Origin of the sequence: Campylobacter sp. CFSAN093260 (genome assembly GCF_012890095.1) — a bacterium.
GTDB lineage: Bacteria > Campylobacterota > Campylobacteria > Campylobacterales > Campylobacteraceae > Campylobacter_D > Campylobacter_D jejuni.
This window is the reverse complement of sequence record NZ_CP040618.1, coordinates 385,927-402,467: the sequence shown is the minus strand read 5'-3', so window position 1 is coordinate 402,467 and position 16,541 is coordinate 385,927. Positions and strand designations below refer to the sequence as shown.

Genomic DNA, 16,541 nt, shown 5'->3' with positions numbered 1-16,541 from the left:
ACTTGAAAGATTTCTATTAAACTCTAAATATTATCTATATTCAAAGTCTTCTTAAAAACCTTAACAAGGAAGTGATGCTTTATTAAAGATAAGCCAAACGCTCTATTAGTACTGGTCAGCTAAAGGACTTTCATCCATTACACACCCAGCCTATCAAACTAGTAGTCTTCTAGAGAGCTTAGAGAAGATTCATCTTAGAGTTGGCTTCACGCTTAGATGCTTTCAGCGTTTATCCTTTCCAAACTTAGCTACGCTGCGATGCTCTTGGCAGAACAACAGCTACACCAGTGGTTTGTTCAACCCGGTCCTCTCGTACTAGGGTCAAATCTCTTCAATCTTCTTACGCCCACGGCAGATAGGGACCGAACTGTCTCACGACGTTCTGAACCCAGCTCGCGTACCGCTTTAAATGGCGAACAGCCATACCCTTGGGACCTGCTCCAGCCCCAGGATGCGATGAGCCGACATCGAGGTGCCAAACCTCCCCGTCGATGTGAGCTCTTGGGGGAGATCAGCCTGTTATCCCCGGGGTACCTTTTATCCTTTGAGCGATGGCCCTTCCACACAGAACCACCGGATCACTAAGACCGACTTTCGTCTCTGCTTGACTTGTATGTCTTGCAGTTAAGCTGGCTTATACCTTTATACTCTACGAACGATTTCCAACCGTTCTGAGCCAACCTTTGTAAGCCTCCGTTATTATTTGGGAGGCGACCGCCCCAGTCAAACTACCCACCAGACATTGTCCCACTTGAGGATAACTCAAGCTGGTTAGCTACCCAAATAAGAAAGAGTGGTATCTCAACAATGGCTCATATACAACTGGCGTCATATACTCAAAGCCTCCCACCTATCCTGCACATTCTTATCCAAGTAGCAGTGTCAAGCTGTAGTAAAGGTCCACGGGGTCTTTCCGTCTTGCCGCGGGTAGGAGGAATTTTCACCTCCACTACAATTTCACTGGATCCCTCTTTGAGACAGCTCCCATCTCGTTACGCCATTCATGCAGGTCGGTATTTAACCGACAAGGAATTTCGCTACCTTAGGACCGTTATAGTTACGGCCGCCGTTTACTCGGGCTTCGATCAAGAGCTTCGCTAATGCTAACCCCATCAATTAACCTTCGAGCACCGGGCAGGCGTCACACCCTATACATCCTCTTACGAGTTAGCAGAGTGCTGTGTTTTTGGTAAACAGTCGGGAGGGACTCTTTGTTGTAAGTTTCCTTGCTTTCGGAGTAAATCCTAATACAAAGCTAACCACACCTTATACCGAAGATACGGTGCTATTTTGCAGAGTTCCTTAAAGAGAGTTCTTCCACGCGCCTTAGAATACTCATCCCACCCACCTGTGTCGGTTTACGGTACGGGCAACATTAGCTAAACTTAGAAACTTTTCTTGGCTCGACGGCATCAGGGGTTCTTCTATCCATCCGAAGACTTCAAAAAGCCTTTCAGTTCTCGGAGTATTGTTATACGGATTTGCCTGTACAACCTCCTACGACCTTAGACTAGCACTTCCATCCGCTAGCCCCCTTAGCCCTAAGCGTCCTTCCATCGCACACTAATGTTGGTATTGGAATATTAACCAATTTGCCATCGTCTACCCCTTTCGGACTCGACTTAGGACCCGACTAACCCTACGATGACGAGCATCGCGTAGGAAACCTTGGGTTTACGGCGTTAATGATTCTCACATTAATTATCGCTACTCATGCCTGCATGCTCACTTCTATTCGCTCCAGCACTCCTTACCGGTATACCTTCGACGCAAATAGAACGCTCTCCTACCACTTAGTAAACTAAGTCTACAGCTTCGGTACTTACTTTAGCCCCGTTATATTTTCCGCGCAAAATCACTAGACCAGTGAGCTATTACGCTTTCTTTAAAGGATGGCTGCTTCTAAGCCAACCTCCTGGTTGTTTAAGTAACTTCACATCGTTTTCCACTTAAGTAAGATTTAGGGACCTTAGCTGGTAGTCTGGGTTGTTTCCCTCTTGACGACGGATTTTATCACTCGCCGCCTGACTGCTGTGATTACATATAAGGTATTCGGAGTTTGATAGGGTTTGGTACATTGGTGTATGCCCTAGCCCATTCAGTGCTCTACCCCCTTATATTACGACACAACGCTATACCTAAATATATTTCGGAGAGAACCAGCTATCACGAAGTTTGATTGGCCTTTCACCCCTATCCACAAGTCATCCCGGGGCTTTTCAACGCCTATGGGTTCAGTCCTCCACTAGTTCTTACACTAGCTTCAACTTGCTCATGGATAGATCACTTCGTTTCGGGTCTGCAGCATCTGACTAAGCGCCCTATTCAGACTCGCTTTCGCTACGGCTTCGCGTTTGCTTAACCTTGCCAGACACCACAACTCGCAGGCTCATTATGCAAAAGGCAGTCCATCACCCTGTATTGCTACATAGGGCTCTGAATGATTGTAAGCAAATGGTTTCAGGTTCTATTTCACTCTGATCACCTCAGTTCTTTTCACCTTTCCCTCACGGTACTTGTGCACTATCGATCTGGTATTAGTATTTAGGGTTGGATCGTGGTCGACCCGGATTCAGACAGGATTCCTCGTGTCCCGCCCTACTCAGGATACTGCTAGCTAAGGTTTGTTTTTCGCATACGGGACTATCACCCTCTATGGTTATACTTTCCAGAATGTTCTGCTAAACTTACCTCTTGCACATTGCAGTCCTACAACCCCCAGTGCAAGCACTGGGTTTGCCCTCTTGCGCTTTCGCTCGCCGCTACTGACGCAATCTCTATTGATTTCTTTTCCTGAGGGTACTAAGATGTTTCAATTCCCCTCGTTCGCTCCTATATAGGTAATGTATATCTCTATACATTGGGTTGACCCATTCGGAAATCTACGGATCAAAGCTTCTTGACAGCTCCCCGTAGCTTATCGCAGTCTAGTACGTCCTTCATCGCCTTTACCAGTCAAGGCATCCACCATTCGCTCTTAGTAGCTTACCTTTTTTACCTTTTATTATTGATTCTAAAACGCATCACTTCCTTGTTAAAGTTTTTATGATAAGACTTCTTTATCTTAAGACGGAAAGCATTCAAACACTTAATATAAAACTAAATGATTTAGTCTCAACTAAGCTGTGAGTTTGAAACTTGTCTTTAATTTATAATCCTTAAATCTAATATTCTCTTTATTTATAGAAATAAAGACAGCTAAAAGTTAAGTTAAACTAAAGAAAAGATAAATAGGTTTTATCCTTTAACAAGTCCTGTAAAATTGTTTTTATTAAAACTTGCTTGTGACTCTTAACAATGATAATTAAAAAGAACATTTAGGTTTAAAACCTAAAGGAAGTATATATATTAACATAATTCATTATAAATATAAATGCATAATGTATATGCTACTTATATCTATTAAAGTATATTCTTTTATAGTTAAAGATAAAAAATAAATCTAAGTATAGAGTTTATATTTTATATTTAATCTATTTTATATACTTGCTTTAGATTTTAAAGCTTCTTTATTCAAATCTTTTTTATGGTGGGCCTAACAAGACTTGAACTTGTGACCTCACCCTTATCAGGGGTGCACTCTAACCAGCTGAGCTATAGGCCCTTAATAAATGGTGGAGAATAGCGGGATCGAACCGCTGACCTCCTGCGTGCAAAGCAGGCGCTCTCCCAGCTGAGCTAATTCCCCATAAACAATTAGCTTTATCATCAATCTTTGAAATCTAAACAAGAATCAATTGAGTTTATATATTGAAGTAATAGTTGTGAGACTTATTACTTTGTACTCTAGAAAGGAGGTGATCCAACCGCAGGTTCTCCTACGGTTACCTTGTTACGACTTCACCCCAGTCGCTGATTCCACTGTGGACGGTAACTAGTTTAGTATTCCGGCTTCGAGTGAAATCAACTCCCATGGTGTGACGGGCGGTGAGTACAAGACCCGGGAACGTATTCACCGTAGCATGGCTGATCTACGATTACTAGCGATTCCGGCTTCATGCTCTCGAGTTGCAGAGAACAATCCGAACTGGGACATATTTTATAGATTTGCTCCACCTCGCGGTATTGCGTCTCATTGTATATGCCATTGTAGCACGTGTGTCGCCCTGGGCATAAGGGCCATGATGACTTGACGTCGTCCACACCTTCCTCCTCCTTACGAAGGCAGTCTATTTAGAGTGCTCGGCCGAACCGTTAGCAACTAAATACGTGGGTTGCGCTCGTTGCGGGACTTAACCCAACATCTCACGACACGAGCTGACGACAGCCGTGCAGCACCTGTCTCTAAGTTCTAGCAAGCTAGCACCCTCATATCTCTATAAGGTTCTTAGGATATCAAGCCCAGGTAAGGTTCTTCGCGTATCTTCGAATTAAACCACATGCTCCACCGCTTGTGCGGGTCCCCGTCTATTCCTTTGAGTTTTAATCTTGCGACCGTACTCCCCAGGCGGTACACTTAATGCGTTAGCTGCATTACTGAGATGACTAGCACCCCAACAACTAGTGTACATCGTTTAGGGCGTGGACTACCAGGGTATCTAATCCTGTTTGCTCCCCACGCTTTCGCGCCTTAGCGTCAGTTGAGTTCCAGCAGATCGCCTTCGCAATGGGTATTCTTGGTGATATCTACGGATTTTACCCCTACACCACCAATTCCATCTGCCTCTCCCTCACTCTAGACTATCAGTTTCCCAAGCAGTTTAATGGTTAAGCCATTAGATTTCACAAGAGACTTGATAATCCGCCTACGCGCCCTTTACGCCCAGTGATTCCGAGTAACGCTTGCACCCTCCGTATTACCGCGGCTGCTGGCACGGAGTTAGCCGGTGCTTATTCCTTAGGTACCGTCAGAATTCTTCCCTAAGAAAAGGAGTTTACGCTCCGAAAAGTGTCATCCTCCACGCGGCGTTGCTGCGTCAGGGTTTCCCCCATTGCGCAATATTCCCTACTGCTGCCTCCCGTAGGAGTCTGGACCGTGTCTCAGTTCCAGTGTGACTGATCATCCTCTCAGACCAGTTAAGCGTCATAGCCTTGGTAAGCCATTACCTTACCAACTAGCTGATACTATATAGTCTCATCCTACACCGAAAAACTTTCCCTGCTCAACTTGTGTTAAGCAGGAGTATAGAGTATTAGCAGTCGTTTCCAACTGTTGTCCTCTTGTGTAGGGCAGATTAACTATACCTTACTCACCCGTGCGCCACTAATCCACTTCTAGCAAGCTAGAAGCTTCATCGTTCGACTTGCATGTATTAGGCACGCCGCCAGCGTTCACTCTGAGCCAGGATCAAACTCTCCATAAAAATTATAGATAGTTTAATCTTTTTCTTCAAAGAAAAAGTTATGAAAGATTAAAAGAAAAACTTTTAATCTTTTTAATTATTAGATTGAATAGATTTTACATAATTACTTATGCCTAAATCTTTCTGGCTCAATCGATCACTTATTTAGATTTCAAAGATTGACTAATAAGATTTGAATAACAATACTAAGTTAAAAGAACAAAACAAAAAATCATTTTTAAAAGAAAAGTTTTTAAATTAAAAAACAAGATTTATAAAAAAGCTTTTAGTTTATAAGATAAAAACCAAAAGAGTTAATTTATAAAATCTACTAAGCTAGTGAAACTTTATAATTTAAAAGATTTTAAGTCCTTTTTTCAAAAAAAGGAAATGAAAGTATAACCAATTAAACTTAAAAGGGGATTAAACAAAGGATTAAATAGTATAAATATTTGTGTAAGTATTTATATAAGTATAATGGGGGCTATATTTTAGAGCACTCGTAATTTTTATTTTTTATATTAACAAATTGACTTTTAAGTGTTTTAAAATCTGGAATATAAGCATAACCGCTAAGCGTATCTATAACGATACAAAGAGCATGCTTTTTTGATAACAAACGTATAATGCAATCTGAATTATTCTTTGCTAAAGTTTTTTCATAGGCATAATTGGCATTTTTTAACGGAGAATACACTCTGCCCATTTCATCAAATACTAATCTAGTAAATCCTGAACAAGATCCTTTGAATTCAACCTTTTCTATTCCGAATCTTTTTGTAAGATTAAATCTTTGTGTAGTTTTTTCATCATCTTTACTAATAACTCCACTTTGACCTGAATTCATTAATTTGTTATGATTGATTACATCAACAGCAATTTCTCTATCTATATTGATTTCAGTTTTACCTAAATTAGCATTTCCATCGCCATTTTTATCCAAGAAAATAGTATATGTTTGATCATAACCTGTGGCAGCTGATTTTATAAAATAAATCTGCCACCTACTTTTAAACCACTCTCTTTTTGCGATAGCCAACTCATCAACTCTTATACCTTCTTGCATCATGGCTAAACTTTGGGTGTATTGGATATCATTAAGAATTTGTATTGCGCCTTCTAGTAAATTGTCTTTTTTTAAGTAAAGACTACCTAAATTAAAAACTATACCTAAAATAAGAATTATAAACACAAATTCTAACAAACTGAAAGCTTTAATCATAGTTTAAAATCTGATATACTTTTTCATATTTTCCAAGTTTTACTTTAACAATTTTTTTATCCATATCATACTTATCAGCTTGTTTTAAAGCTTTTAAATAAAACTTATTGCTATTTTTTATTCCATAAAATCGCAATCTTTTTTGCAAACTTGGGGCTGTTGCAAGCTCTAAAACATCTTGTTTTTTTAATTCTAGCGCCAATTCTTTAGCAAAATGATAATTATTGGCAAAATGACGATTTGGATTGTTTATAAAATAATACAATAATTGATTAGCGACGATTAAAAAGTAACAAAATATCAAAAAAATTATAGAACATTCTATAAAGATTTTATACCTTAATCGAAAAACTGGTAATCTCACCCTATAACTTTGCATTAAAGTTTTTATAAGCAAAGGAGTGCAAATAACACAAAAAGGCAAAAAATCATCTAAAAAAAGTTTTTGTCTTAAAGAAAGCAACAAACAAAACACAAATGTTACGCTCATTAAAAACCATAATAAATTTTTATATTTCTGAAAAGTCAAACGATAAATAGTATAAAAAAAATACACAAAAACCAAAGGAGAAAAACATGCAGCAAAAATTCCTAAAGTATCTAAAAAATAACCTCTTGGGCGACCACCTGTATCAAAACCATAAAAACTGATACTCGCTCCAAACAAAACAAGAGATAAGGTAAATAAAATAGCATTTCTTTTATAAATCCCAAAAAAGAAAAAAGTTAAAAATAAAATATTAAAAGATTTATCAACAAATAATACTATAATCAATAATATATAAAAAAGCCATTTTTTTTCATATTCGTAAGCACATAATATAGCAAGGGTTAAAAAAATCACCAAAGATGCGGCATTAACCAGTAAAGCACTTGCAACAGTACCCGGCAATAAAACAAATAACAATAAAGCAAAAAAAGCATCAATTTTAGTTTTAGTATATTTTAAAGCTAGCAAATACAAAAGCAAACAACTTAAAAAATGAAAAAATAAAAAAGGAAGCCTTAAACCAAAATCATTTTGCCCAAAAATAAAAGTTCCAAAATGAGATATATAATAAAGCAAACTATAGGAAAAAATAAGCGATTTACCCTGCTCACCAAAATAAATATCAGCTTCATCAGCACTAATACTCAGTGTTGAAATTCCATAAAGCAAAGCCAACAAATCAAGACTAAGTAAAATGATGATAAGTTTATAATTTTTGATTTTTTCCATAATGAAAATTTTACAAAATTAAACTTAAAATATCAATGCAAATCATACAAATATCAAATATCTTAAAAATTAACATCAAATTGATTTTAGTTTTTATAAGTATAATTTTAAATAAAAGAAGGCAAAAATGCAAACTATTGATCAAATTTTTCAAACACAAATCGATATTAAAAAATCTACTTTCTTATCTTTTCTTTGCCCTTTTAAAGATTTTAAATTTTTAATAGAAACACTAAAAAAAGAACATCCAAAAGCCGTTCATTTTGTCTATGCTTATCGTGTTTTAAATGATTTTAATCAAATTGCAGAAGATAAAAGTGATGATGGAGAGCCTAAAGGAACTTCTGGAATGCCAACTTTAAATGTTCTAAGGGGCTATGATCTTATCAATGCGGCTTTAATCACTGTAAGATATTTTGGCGGTATAAAACTTGGTACAGGGGGACTTGTAAGAGCCTATAGTGATGCGGCAAATGCCGTGATCAATAATTCTTCTTTACTTTCATTTGAATTGAAAAAAAATATGACCATTGTTATTGATTTAAAAAATTTAAATCGTTTTGAACATTTTTTAAAAACTTATTCTTTTAATTTCACAAAAGATTTTAAGGATTGCAAAGCTATATTACATATCAAATTAAATGAAAAAGAGGAGCAAGAATTTGAAATTTTTTGTAAAAATTTTGCACCTTTTGAAATAGAGAAATTATAAATTCTTGCAAGTAAATACAAAAGCTCCAAAATGGAGCTTTTGATTAAATTGCGTTCAATAAATCATTTAACAAAGTATTATTCTTACTTTGTTCATTTGCACCTTGTTGCGCAAGATCATTGTGAACGCTAGCACTTTGAGCTCTCATAGACAACTCGCCTTCATTTTGTCTAAAACGATAAGCGTAAACATTTGACATTTGAGCATAATTACTTAAATTTGAATTTGAGTTTTGCGCATTGCTTTGAAAACTATTGCTAGAATTTAAAGCATCTCCGCTTGACTTCTCATCCGCCTTATTTAATATATCCATAAAATCAGAATTTCCAGATGAAGAATAATCTTCAACCTGTTTATCCACCTGTTTATACTGACCACTAATAGCATCGTATTCATACGAGCTGATCGTTCTATAATTTACCTGCATAGTTTTCTCCTTTCAAAATATGCAAAAACTATACAAGCAAAAAGTATTCCTTTTTTTATGTAAAAATTAATGTTTTTCAATCATGATGAGTAGGCAAATGCTCCACATCAAGCTCATTATTGGCTATAAATTCTTCCTTGGCTTTTTTACAGTTTTCATCACGCATTTTGCGGTATTCATTGCGAATCGTGATTTCTTTATCGCTTAGAGGTCTATCTTCTAAAAAACTGATATGAAAATAAGTATCATCGCTCTTTGAATAAGTTTTATAAAAATCTATATAATCAAAATAATCCTTGCCATTATCAAACTCTACGACTTCTTCTATATAAATCGTAGGCCCAAAACCCTTGTGATTTTGCGTATAGTGCCCAAAACCTGCGCTGTATTGAATTCTAAATTTAGCCATCATTTTCTCCTAAAAATTCTTGATAAGTTCCACGAAAATCTGTAAGCTTACCATTTTCTAAATGCCAAATTCTATTAGCAAAAGCAGAAACTAACTCCCTGTCGTGGCTGATACAAAGCACTACACCTTTGAAATTATACAAAGCTTCACCCAATGCAATAATACTTTCAAGATCTAAATGGTTATCAGGTTCGTCTAAAAGCAAGAAATTCGGACGCTCTAGCATTAAACGAGAAAGCATTAAACGATGTTTTTCACCCCCACTTAAACTTGCTGCCATTTTTTCTTGATCGCTGCCACTAAAAAGCATTCTACCTAAACACTTGCGGATTTCATCTAGATCTTTAAATTTTTCACTCATAAGCCATTCGTAAAGTTTCAAATTTTCACAAATTAAATTACTTGTATCTTGAGGAAAATATCTAAGCTCTATAGTTGCCCCAAGGTGTATAGATCCACTATCTGGACTTATAGCATGAGCAATGATTTTTGCCAAAGTACTTTTGCCCACACCATTTGCCCCAATCAAAGCGATTTTATCATTTTTTTCTATTTTTAGCTCCAAATTTGAAAACAATTGTTTATCATAAGCCTTGCCTATACCTTTAAATTCTAAAACTTCATTACCTATTTCACGATTGATTCTAAACACTATACTAGGATCTCTACGGCTTGAAATTTTAATCTCTTCAAGCTCTAGTTTTTCAAGTGCCTTAGCGCGGCTTGTAGCTTGTTTTGCCTTAGAAGCATTCGCACTAAAACGGTGAATGAAATTTTCTAATTCTTCTCTTTCTTTCAAGGTTTTATCGCGTTTAAGCTCAGCTTGTTTTGCCAAAAGCGTTGAAGCCATATACCAATCATCGTAATTTCCCGCAAAATCACGAATTTGTTTAAAATCCACATCCAAAATTCTTGTACAAATTTTATTTAAAAAATGCCTATCGTGAGAGATGACAACCAAAGTTCCTTCATGTCTTAAAAGTTCATTTTCAAGCCAAGAAATCGCCTCTAAATCAAGGTTATTTGTAGGCTCATCTAAAAAAAGCACATCCGCACCCAAAAACAAAACTTGAGCTAGTAAGACTTTAAATTTATCCGCACTTTGTAAGGTGCTCATTAAAGCATCAAAATCTTTAATCTTTAAAGAACTTAAAATTTTTTCACAACGCGTTTCACAATCATAATTTGGATCTTCTTCAGCCGTTATTATCTCAAGCTCACCTAAACGCTCATTGATCTCATCTGTAAATTCCTCGCTCATATAAAGCTTTTCTTTTTCTTTTAAAGCCTCATACAAACGCTTATTTGCACACATCACCGCATCTCTGATGGTGTAGTTTTCAAAAGCAAATTGATCTTGTCCTAAAACTGCAATTTTTAAACCTTCATCAAATACTATTTCACCACTACTTGACTCAATTTCTCCTGAAAGAATTTTCAAAAAAGTCGATTTTCCCGCACCATTAGCACCAATAAGTCCGTATCTTTGTCCTCGAATAAGCTTTAAATTAACATTTTCAAATAAAAGCTGATTTGCAAAACGCATGGTAAGATTTTTTACTTCAACCATAATTTTCCTTAAATTTTTTACTTATAAAAATTTTTAAGAAATTGTATCAAAAAAAGACTTGAAATTAATTGAGTATAAAATATTAGTAGTCATGAAATTAATTCTATTGACTTACTTTAATAAAAATATTATTGGAAATCTCCATTGATATAAGTTATATCTGTAATTTTCACTTGATTTATGTTAGAAACCTTATAAACAACACTCCAAAGACCTTTTCTCTGTTCCCCTTTTAATGCAGCATTAATCGTAGCCATACAAGAATCAAAATTAAGATCAAAATTTGAAATGGAATTAATTTCGATCATATCAGTGTAATTTACTATTCCATCATGCTTGGCCATTTCTTTGAGGCCTTTTGCATAATCTTCATAATCAATCCCTTGGGCTTTAAGTCCGGATAATTCATAAAGATTTTTAAAAATTTCACTAGGAATTTTTTCTTTAAGATTTGAAACAACTGCCGTATTATCACATTTGTCTAATGAGTTGGCCTGAAGCAAGGCAAACCCCATTAAGAAAAATAAAATTACTTTTTTAAACATATCTAAACTCCTCTAATTTTTAGGTTTTGCTACTAAAATACCATTTTTATATTCTTCTTCTCTTACAATCTCCCCTTTTTTATATTCTCTAAAGACTCCATTTTTAAGTCCATTTTTATAATTTTCTTCGTCTTCTAAGGCGCCATTTTCATCATAACGCTTTTGTACTCCATCAAATTTACCTTTATTATCAAAATTATAATCACACATTAAAGTTCCATTTTCATAATATTCCTTGTAATTACCTTCAAATTCTGGCATACCATCTTCATTATAGCCAAGTAGTTTTCCCTTTGCTCTCATATTTCCATTCTCATAATAGCTTACAAAATCACCATATCCGCGATTATCTTTAAAATGCACCTCCTCAAGTAATTGCCCATTTCTAGAATATTCCCTGCTAATTCCATCTTTTTTTCCATTTTTATAATTTTCTTCAGCTCTTAGCTGACCATTGTCATAAAAAGCTCTTTTTAACCCATGTATTCTTGAATCTTTATTATAGGGAATTTCTTCTTTTAAATTTCCATTTGGATATTTGTTTTGCTGAACTCTAGCCACATCGCTAGGTTGTCCAGGAAAATCACTTCCACAACCACTTAACAACATCGCAATTAAACTACAAATGCTTAAAAATTTTGTCATTTTTTCTCCTATTTCTCATTTTTTTCTTTAATAATAATAGTTTGCTTAAAACTTCCCGTAAAAGACCATATTAAACAAACAAGCCAAACAATAATAGTCCAACCAAAAAACAAATTTAGCAAAGAAATTATCAGTCAATTAGAATGCTTTCTGCTCAAACCAATAATAGCGGGCAACATGTATAATACAAACAATAATATTGTTACAAAAATAGACCCGCCACTTGCACCTTCCATATAATTCTCCTTAAATAAAAATTTTATAAAAACTATTATTCCATACTGTAACTTAATTAATATTGGAATATTAAATATATTTTATATAAAAGATTGAATATTTCAAGTGTTTTTAATAAAGAAATTTTAATGTAAAATTTTTTAAAGGCTAAATTTTTAAGGTAAAAAATGACAAAAAAGAGCAAGCGTGATATGGCATATGAACTAGACATTGATGTTAGCACTTTATATAATTGGAGAAAATATAAACCCAATTTATATCGTATTGTTATGCTTGGCTTTAAATTTGATGAACTTTTAGAAAATAGCAAAAAAACTCATGAAGAATTGCTTCATATAGAACAAACTATACAAGATGAGATTGCTAAATTTAAATAAAATCCACTTTTAAGCTTTTTTCTATACAATTATCACTTTTATTAAAATCAAGGATTTGAAATGTTTTTATTAGATTTTTTAATATCATTGAGTTTTATTTTTGAAATTTCAGCACTTGTATTATCCTTTTACTTTAAAAATTCAAGAATTTTCTTTTTGACTTTAGTATTACTAGGAGCTAAGTTGCCTTATTTTTATACAAGTTTTTTTCAAGCTAATTTATTTGTAGCTTTATTTTTACCTATGATTTTTACTCTATTTTGCGTTGGAAAACATCATGTTTTAATTTTAAATAAAAAAAATATCGCTTCAATTATAACTCTTATTTTTATAGGCATTTTAAGTATCATTTTACCTAGAAATACTACTTTTAATAGTGCTGGTTTAGAATTTCATTTTATTGCATTAGATTTTTTTAAACCTGTGAGTGAATTAGGATTTTTATTTTTTTTAGTCGGCTTAATACTCATTTTTATCAAAACCTTTAAAACTAAAGAATATTATCTTCTTATCGCATTTTTTACTGCGTATTTTCAATTTTTATTCCAAGAAGGAGCAGGAATAAGATATTTTGAATTTGCAAGTTTGGTTTTTTGTTTTTATCTTTTAAATCACGCTTATAGGTTAGCTTTTTTTGACACCTTAACAAAGCTACCCAATGAAAAAAGCCTTACACGCTTTACAAAAGGAAAAAACAACTATATCATTGCCTTGCTTCATTTTAATGAACTAAAAGATACCAAAGAAAGCTATACCAAACTCATTTTAAAACAAATTGCAAAAATTTTAAAACGCTTTAGAGCAAAAATTTTTATCGTAGAAAATGATTTTATTTTAATTTTTAATGATAAAAATCAAGCTTTAAATCATCTTGCTTTTTTAGAATCCACCTTGAAAAACACGGAATTTAATTTAGAAAATGAAAATTTTAAACCGGATTTTAAATTGATTTGGCAAGAAAGTGAAGAAAATTTGGATAAAAATTTACAAAGTCTAAGAGCAAGACTCTTAGACTAAAAAATTATTTTTCGTTCGCTTCAACTTCGATATTTAAATTAATATCATCACTTAAAGTAATAGTTGAAGTACTTGTTGCAAATTTAAAATCAGAGCGTTTGATTTTTCCATTTAAAGAAAATCCTATTTTTTCTTTTCCATCTTTGCCTTTAGCTACACCGCCGATTTCAGCATCTAAAACGATATCTTTAGAAACTCCAGCTATAGTTAAAGTTCCTGTCATTTTGCCTTTTTCATTATCGATTTTTTCATATTTTTTCATTGTAAAAGTCATATCAGGATATTTTTTTGCTTTGAAAAAATCATCTTGTTGTAAGTGATTATCTCTTGTTTGATTTTCTGTATTTACAGATGCGATTTTTATAGTTACATCAAGCTTTTTAAATTCAGCACTCGCAGGATCAAAATCAATCACCGCAGAATAATCTTTGAAATTTCCTTTTACATTGCTAATTTGTAAATGTTTGATTTTAAAACCTACATCTGTATGTGCTTTATCTAAAGTATATTCTTTAGCAAACAAACCTGTGCTTAACAAAGACACCGCAACCAATGAACTCAATAAAACTTTTTTCATTTTTTTCCTTTTTTATAGTAATTTTCAATATAAAAATTTTATTAGATAAAACATAACAAATCATTAATAAAAATCAAAAAATTTTACTATTTAAAAATTTTACAAATTCTTCAAATTTAGGCAAATCAAGCTTTATTGTTTCTCTTTGCTGTTTTCCCCACATACACTCTGGAAAAAACGCATCTTCTTTAAATCTTGCCATAACATGAAAATGCACCCTTGGCACATAATTTGCAAAAGAGGCGATATTGATTTTTTCAGGTTTGTAAAATTCTATCATAGCCTTTTCACAAAGTAAAATTTTTTCAAAAAGTTCCTTTTGCAACTCTAAAGGACAATCGCTAAATTCTTTATAAATTTCTTTAGTAAAAATTTTAAGCCAAGGCACTTGAGCCTCCTCTTTCTCTATATAAATCAAATCATTTTCATAAATCATTACATTCCTTTGAAATTGTATTTATGATTATTTTACAAAATTTATCAAATTTTTAAGTCAAAATGCGTTAAAATTCCTAAAAATTTAAAAAACAAAAAGGAGGATAAATGCAAATTAGTTCAAGTTATAACTCTTATGATTACTACTCTAGCAAACCTTCTTTTGATAAAACAAATCAATCTGATTCCACTCAAAAAGATGAAAAAAATCTTAGTGAAAATAAAGATGATAAAGAAAAAAATGGCGAACAAACCCAAATGGTTAATGGCGTAGAGCTAAGCCAAAAAGAAGTAGCTCAAGTTCGCGAACTCCAAAGTATCGATAGAAATGTAAAGGCTCATGAAGCTGCGCATCAAGCAGCGGGCGGCGGCTTAGCAGGTGCTGCAAGTTTTACTTATACAAGAGGCCCTGATAATCAAATGTATGCTACAGCGGGTGAAGTTCCTATCAGCATGCAAAAAGGAAACACACCAGAAGAAACTATAGCCAATGCAAGACAAATTGCAGCAGCAGCTATGGCTCCTGCTGATCCTAGCCCGCAAGATTATAAAGTTGCAGCAAATGCTACAAAAATGGAATTTGAAGCAAGAGCTGAAGCAATGAAGCTTAAAGCCGAAGAAAAAGAAGAAGAAAATAAAGAAAAAGATGACAAAAATTCAGAAAATAGCCTAGAAAAAACAGATAAAAATTCAAAAAACAACGATAAAAATTCAAATTTTGATAAAGACTTTAAAAATTTTGTCGCTAGAACTTATCAACAAAACTCACAAAATAACGACATTAAATTCAGCATCGCATCTTAAAATTCTTAATTTAAATAAAAAATTTCCTTATGAAAACGATGACTTGAATTTGTATGTTAAAATATTTAACATTTTTTCTTTTTTATAATTTAAATTTTTGCATTTTCAAGCTTTTATATCTATAATTTTTGCCGAAGTGTTTTGAGAAAGAAATTTATTAAATTCTCCTGCACTATCATCACTAAATTTCATACCAAAAAGAAGTTCTAATTCTTCACTTTTACCAAATTTATTTTCTAATAATTTTTTTAAAAGCTCGTTTTTAGCATTGTCATCTTTATAAGTTTCTTTGTTTTTGCTTTCGCCTTGAATGGCTTTGAAGGGTTTTTCATCTGGGTTTTGACCACTTTCATTGCTTTCTTGGGTAGAATTTGAGCTTTGTTGTTTATTTAAAAACCTATCTATCTCTTCTTGAGTAAGTGGTTTAACATCAAGTGCGTCAATAAATCGTTTTTTTCTTTCATCTTTTTCAGCAACCCATATTCTTGCGAATTCACTCGCACTTGTAAGAGTTTTTAGAAGATTGGCTTCGCGTATTCTGGCAATCTTATCTCTTGGAATAAATTCAATATTATCAATGTCATACGCTCCGTTAAGAATTTCCCATTCCTCTTCAGTTAATTTATCTTTTCGCATTTGCTCAAGCAAGGAATTTTCAACTTCTTTAACATCTGGGTCTCCATTATAGCCGTATTTGTTCGCATATTCTTCACTAAGCATTTCTCCAAAATATTTTTGCACAAAATCTTCCCAATAAGCATCTTCTTCACTTTTTGGCTCATCTTTTTTAGTATAAGTATATTCATTATTTTCATCTTTTTTAATGCTTAAAGCATTATTTGGATAATTGATATTAGGATAGTGAGAATTAAAATTTACCATAGAAAACCCTTTTTTTATGATATTTTATTAAAATAATCTTGGATTCCAACCACCAAGAGCAGACTCCATTTGCCTTTTTGTATAATTGTAGCTCGAATAAGAATTTATACCATTAATCATTTTTGCCTTCCTTGATATTATACTATATCGGAAGAAAATTAAAAATTTATAATCTTGAGAG

15 protein-coding genes, 2 tRNA genes and 2 rRNA genes are annotated in these 16,541 nt (G+C 33.6%); 4 read left to right on the top strand and 15 right to left on the bottom strand.

Annotated features, from left to right (window positions below):
* Positions 1-84: 84 nt before the first annotated feature.
* The 6 genes from FBF22_RS02085 to FBF22_RS02060 form a co-directional block, all read right to left on the bottom strand.
* Positions 85-2,991, bottom strand: a 23S ribosomal RNA gene (locus FBF22_RS02085).
* A 536-nt stretch (positions 2,992-3,527) separates the two neighbouring features.
* Positions 3,528-3,604 (bottom strand) — tRNA-Ile (locus tag FBF22_RS02080).
* 8 nt (positions 3,605-3,612) lie between these two features.
* Positions 3,613-3,688: transfer RNA gene (locus tag FBF22_RS02075), tRNA-Ala, on the bottom strand.
* Positions 3,689-3,790: 102 nt separating this feature from the next.
* Positions 3,791-5,303, bottom strand: a 16S ribosomal RNA gene (locus FBF22_RS02070).
* Together the 16S and 23S rRNA genes with 2 tRNA genes alongside form the textbook arrangement of a ribosomal RNA operon.
* 463 nt (positions 5,304-5,766) lie before the next feature.
* Positions 5,767-6,504 carry a hypothetical protein gene (locus FBF22_RS02065; protein ID WP_002859502.1) on the bottom strand — a complete coding sequence of 246 codons (738 nt, stop codon included), beginning with the start codon at positions 6,502-6,504 and terminating at the stop codon, positions 5,767-5,769.
* A complete protein-coding gene (locus tag FBF22_RS02060; RefSeq protein WP_002875083.1) occupies positions 6,497-7,723 on the bottom strand; it encodes a hypothetical protein in 1,227 nt (408 codons plus the stop codon). Before FBF22_RS02060 ends, FBF22_RS02065 begins: the two co-directional genes overlap by 8 nt.
* Before the next feature lie 127 nt (positions 7,724-7,850).
* Here FBF22_RS02060 and FBF22_RS02055 point away from each other — a divergent pair, with 127 nt between their 5' ends.
* Positions 7,851-8,435, top strand: coding sequence for a YigZ family protein (locus FBF22_RS02055; RefSeq protein ID WP_002875084.1), 585 nt, complete (start codon positions 7,851-7,853; stop codon positions 8,433-8,435).
* 43 nt (positions 8,436-8,478) lie between these two features.
* Here FBF22_RS02055 and FBF22_RS02050 read toward each other — a convergent pair whose 3' ends face one another.
* From FBF22_RS02050 to FBF22_RS02025, 6 genes are all read right to left on the bottom strand, one after another.
* A complete protein-coding gene (locus FBF22_RS02050; protein WP_002860258.1) occupies positions 8,479-8,862 on the bottom strand; it encodes a hypothetical protein in 384 nt (127 codons plus the stop codon).
* Positions 8,863-8,938: 76 nt separating this feature from the next.
* Complete coding sequence (locus FBF22_RS02045) at positions 8,939-9,274, bottom strand: hypothetical protein (RefSeq protein WP_002859498.1); 336 nt, start codon at positions 9,272-9,274, stop codon at positions 8,939-8,941.
* Positions 9,264-10,841: an ABC-F family ATP-binding cassette domain-containing protein gene (locus FBF22_RS02040; protein WP_165433284.1), complete on the bottom strand. Its 1,578-nt coding sequence runs from the start codon at positions 10,839-10,841 to the stop codon at positions 9,264-9,266. Before FBF22_RS02040 ends, FBF22_RS02045 begins: the two co-directional genes overlap by 11 nt.
* Positions 10,842-10,969: 128 nt before the next feature.
* Positions 10,970-11,386, bottom strand: coding sequence for a hypothetical protein (locus FBF22_RS02035; RefSeq protein ID WP_002885555.1), 417 nt, complete (start codon positions 11,384-11,386; stop codon positions 10,970-10,972).
* Between the two features lie 12 nt (positions 11,387-11,398).
* The gene (locus FBF22_RS02030) at positions 11,399-12,031 is read right to left on the bottom strand and encodes a toxin-antitoxin system YwqK family antitoxin (protein ID WP_002885556.1); all 633 of its coding nucleotides are present in this window, start codon (positions 12,029-12,031) and stop codon (positions 11,399-11,401) included.
* An 8-nt stretch (positions 12,032-12,039) separates the two neighbouring features.
* Positions 12,040-12,153: a superinfection immunity protein gene (locus FBF22_RS02025; RefSeq protein WP_004297452.1), complete on the bottom strand. Its 114-nt coding sequence runs from the start codon at positions 12,151-12,153 to the stop codon at positions 12,040-12,042.
* A gap of 282 nt (positions 12,154-12,435) precedes the next feature.
* Between FBF22_RS02025 and FBF22_RS02020 the strand changes: the two genes are divergently transcribed.
* Positions 12,436-12,645 (top strand): transcriptional regulator, encoded by a 210-nt coding sequence (locus FBF22_RS02020; protein WP_002778401.1) that lies wholly within the window; start codon positions 12,436-12,438, stop codon positions 12,643-12,645.
* Between the two features lie 60 nt (positions 12,646-12,705).
* On the top strand, positions 12,706-13,662 hold the full coding sequence (locus FBF22_RS02015; protein ID WP_002885558.1) for a hypothetical protein: 957 nt from the start codon (positions 12,706-12,708) through the stop codon (positions 13,660-13,662).
* A gap of 4 nt (positions 13,663-13,666) precedes the next feature.
* Here FBF22_RS02015 and FBF22_RS02010 read toward each other — a convergent pair whose 3' ends face one another.
* Both FBF22_RS02010 and FBF22_RS02005 read right to left on the bottom strand, forming a co-directional pair.
* Positions 13,667-14,239, bottom strand: coding sequence for a YceI family protein (locus tag FBF22_RS02010; RefSeq protein WP_002855621.1), 573 nt, complete (start codon positions 14,237-14,239; stop codon positions 13,667-13,669).
* Positions 14,240-14,312: 73 nt separating this feature from the next.
* A complete protein-coding gene (locus tag FBF22_RS02005) occupies positions 14,313-14,675 on the bottom strand; it encodes an HIT family protein (RefSeq protein WP_002855609.1) in 363 nt (120 codons plus the stop codon).
* A 107-nt stretch (positions 14,676-14,782) separates the two neighbouring features.
* Between FBF22_RS02005 and FBF22_RS02000 the strand changes: the two genes are divergently transcribed.
* Positions 14,783-15,478 (top strand): putative metalloprotease CJM1_0395 family protein, encoded by a 696-nt coding sequence (locus FBF22_RS02000; RefSeq protein ID WP_002885559.1) that lies wholly within the window; start codon positions 14,783-14,785, stop codon positions 15,476-15,478.
* Positions 15,479-15,583: 105 nt separating this feature from the next.
* Here the strand turns inward: FBF22_RS02000 and FBF22_RS01995 are convergent, their stop codons facing one another.
* Positions 15,584-16,360 carry a hypothetical protein gene (locus FBF22_RS01995; RefSeq protein WP_052777728.1) on the bottom strand — a complete coding sequence of 259 codons (777 nt, stop codon included), beginning with the start codon at positions 16,358-16,360 and terminating at the stop codon, positions 15,584-15,586.
* Between the last annotated feature and the right edge of the window lie 181 nt (positions 16,361-16,541).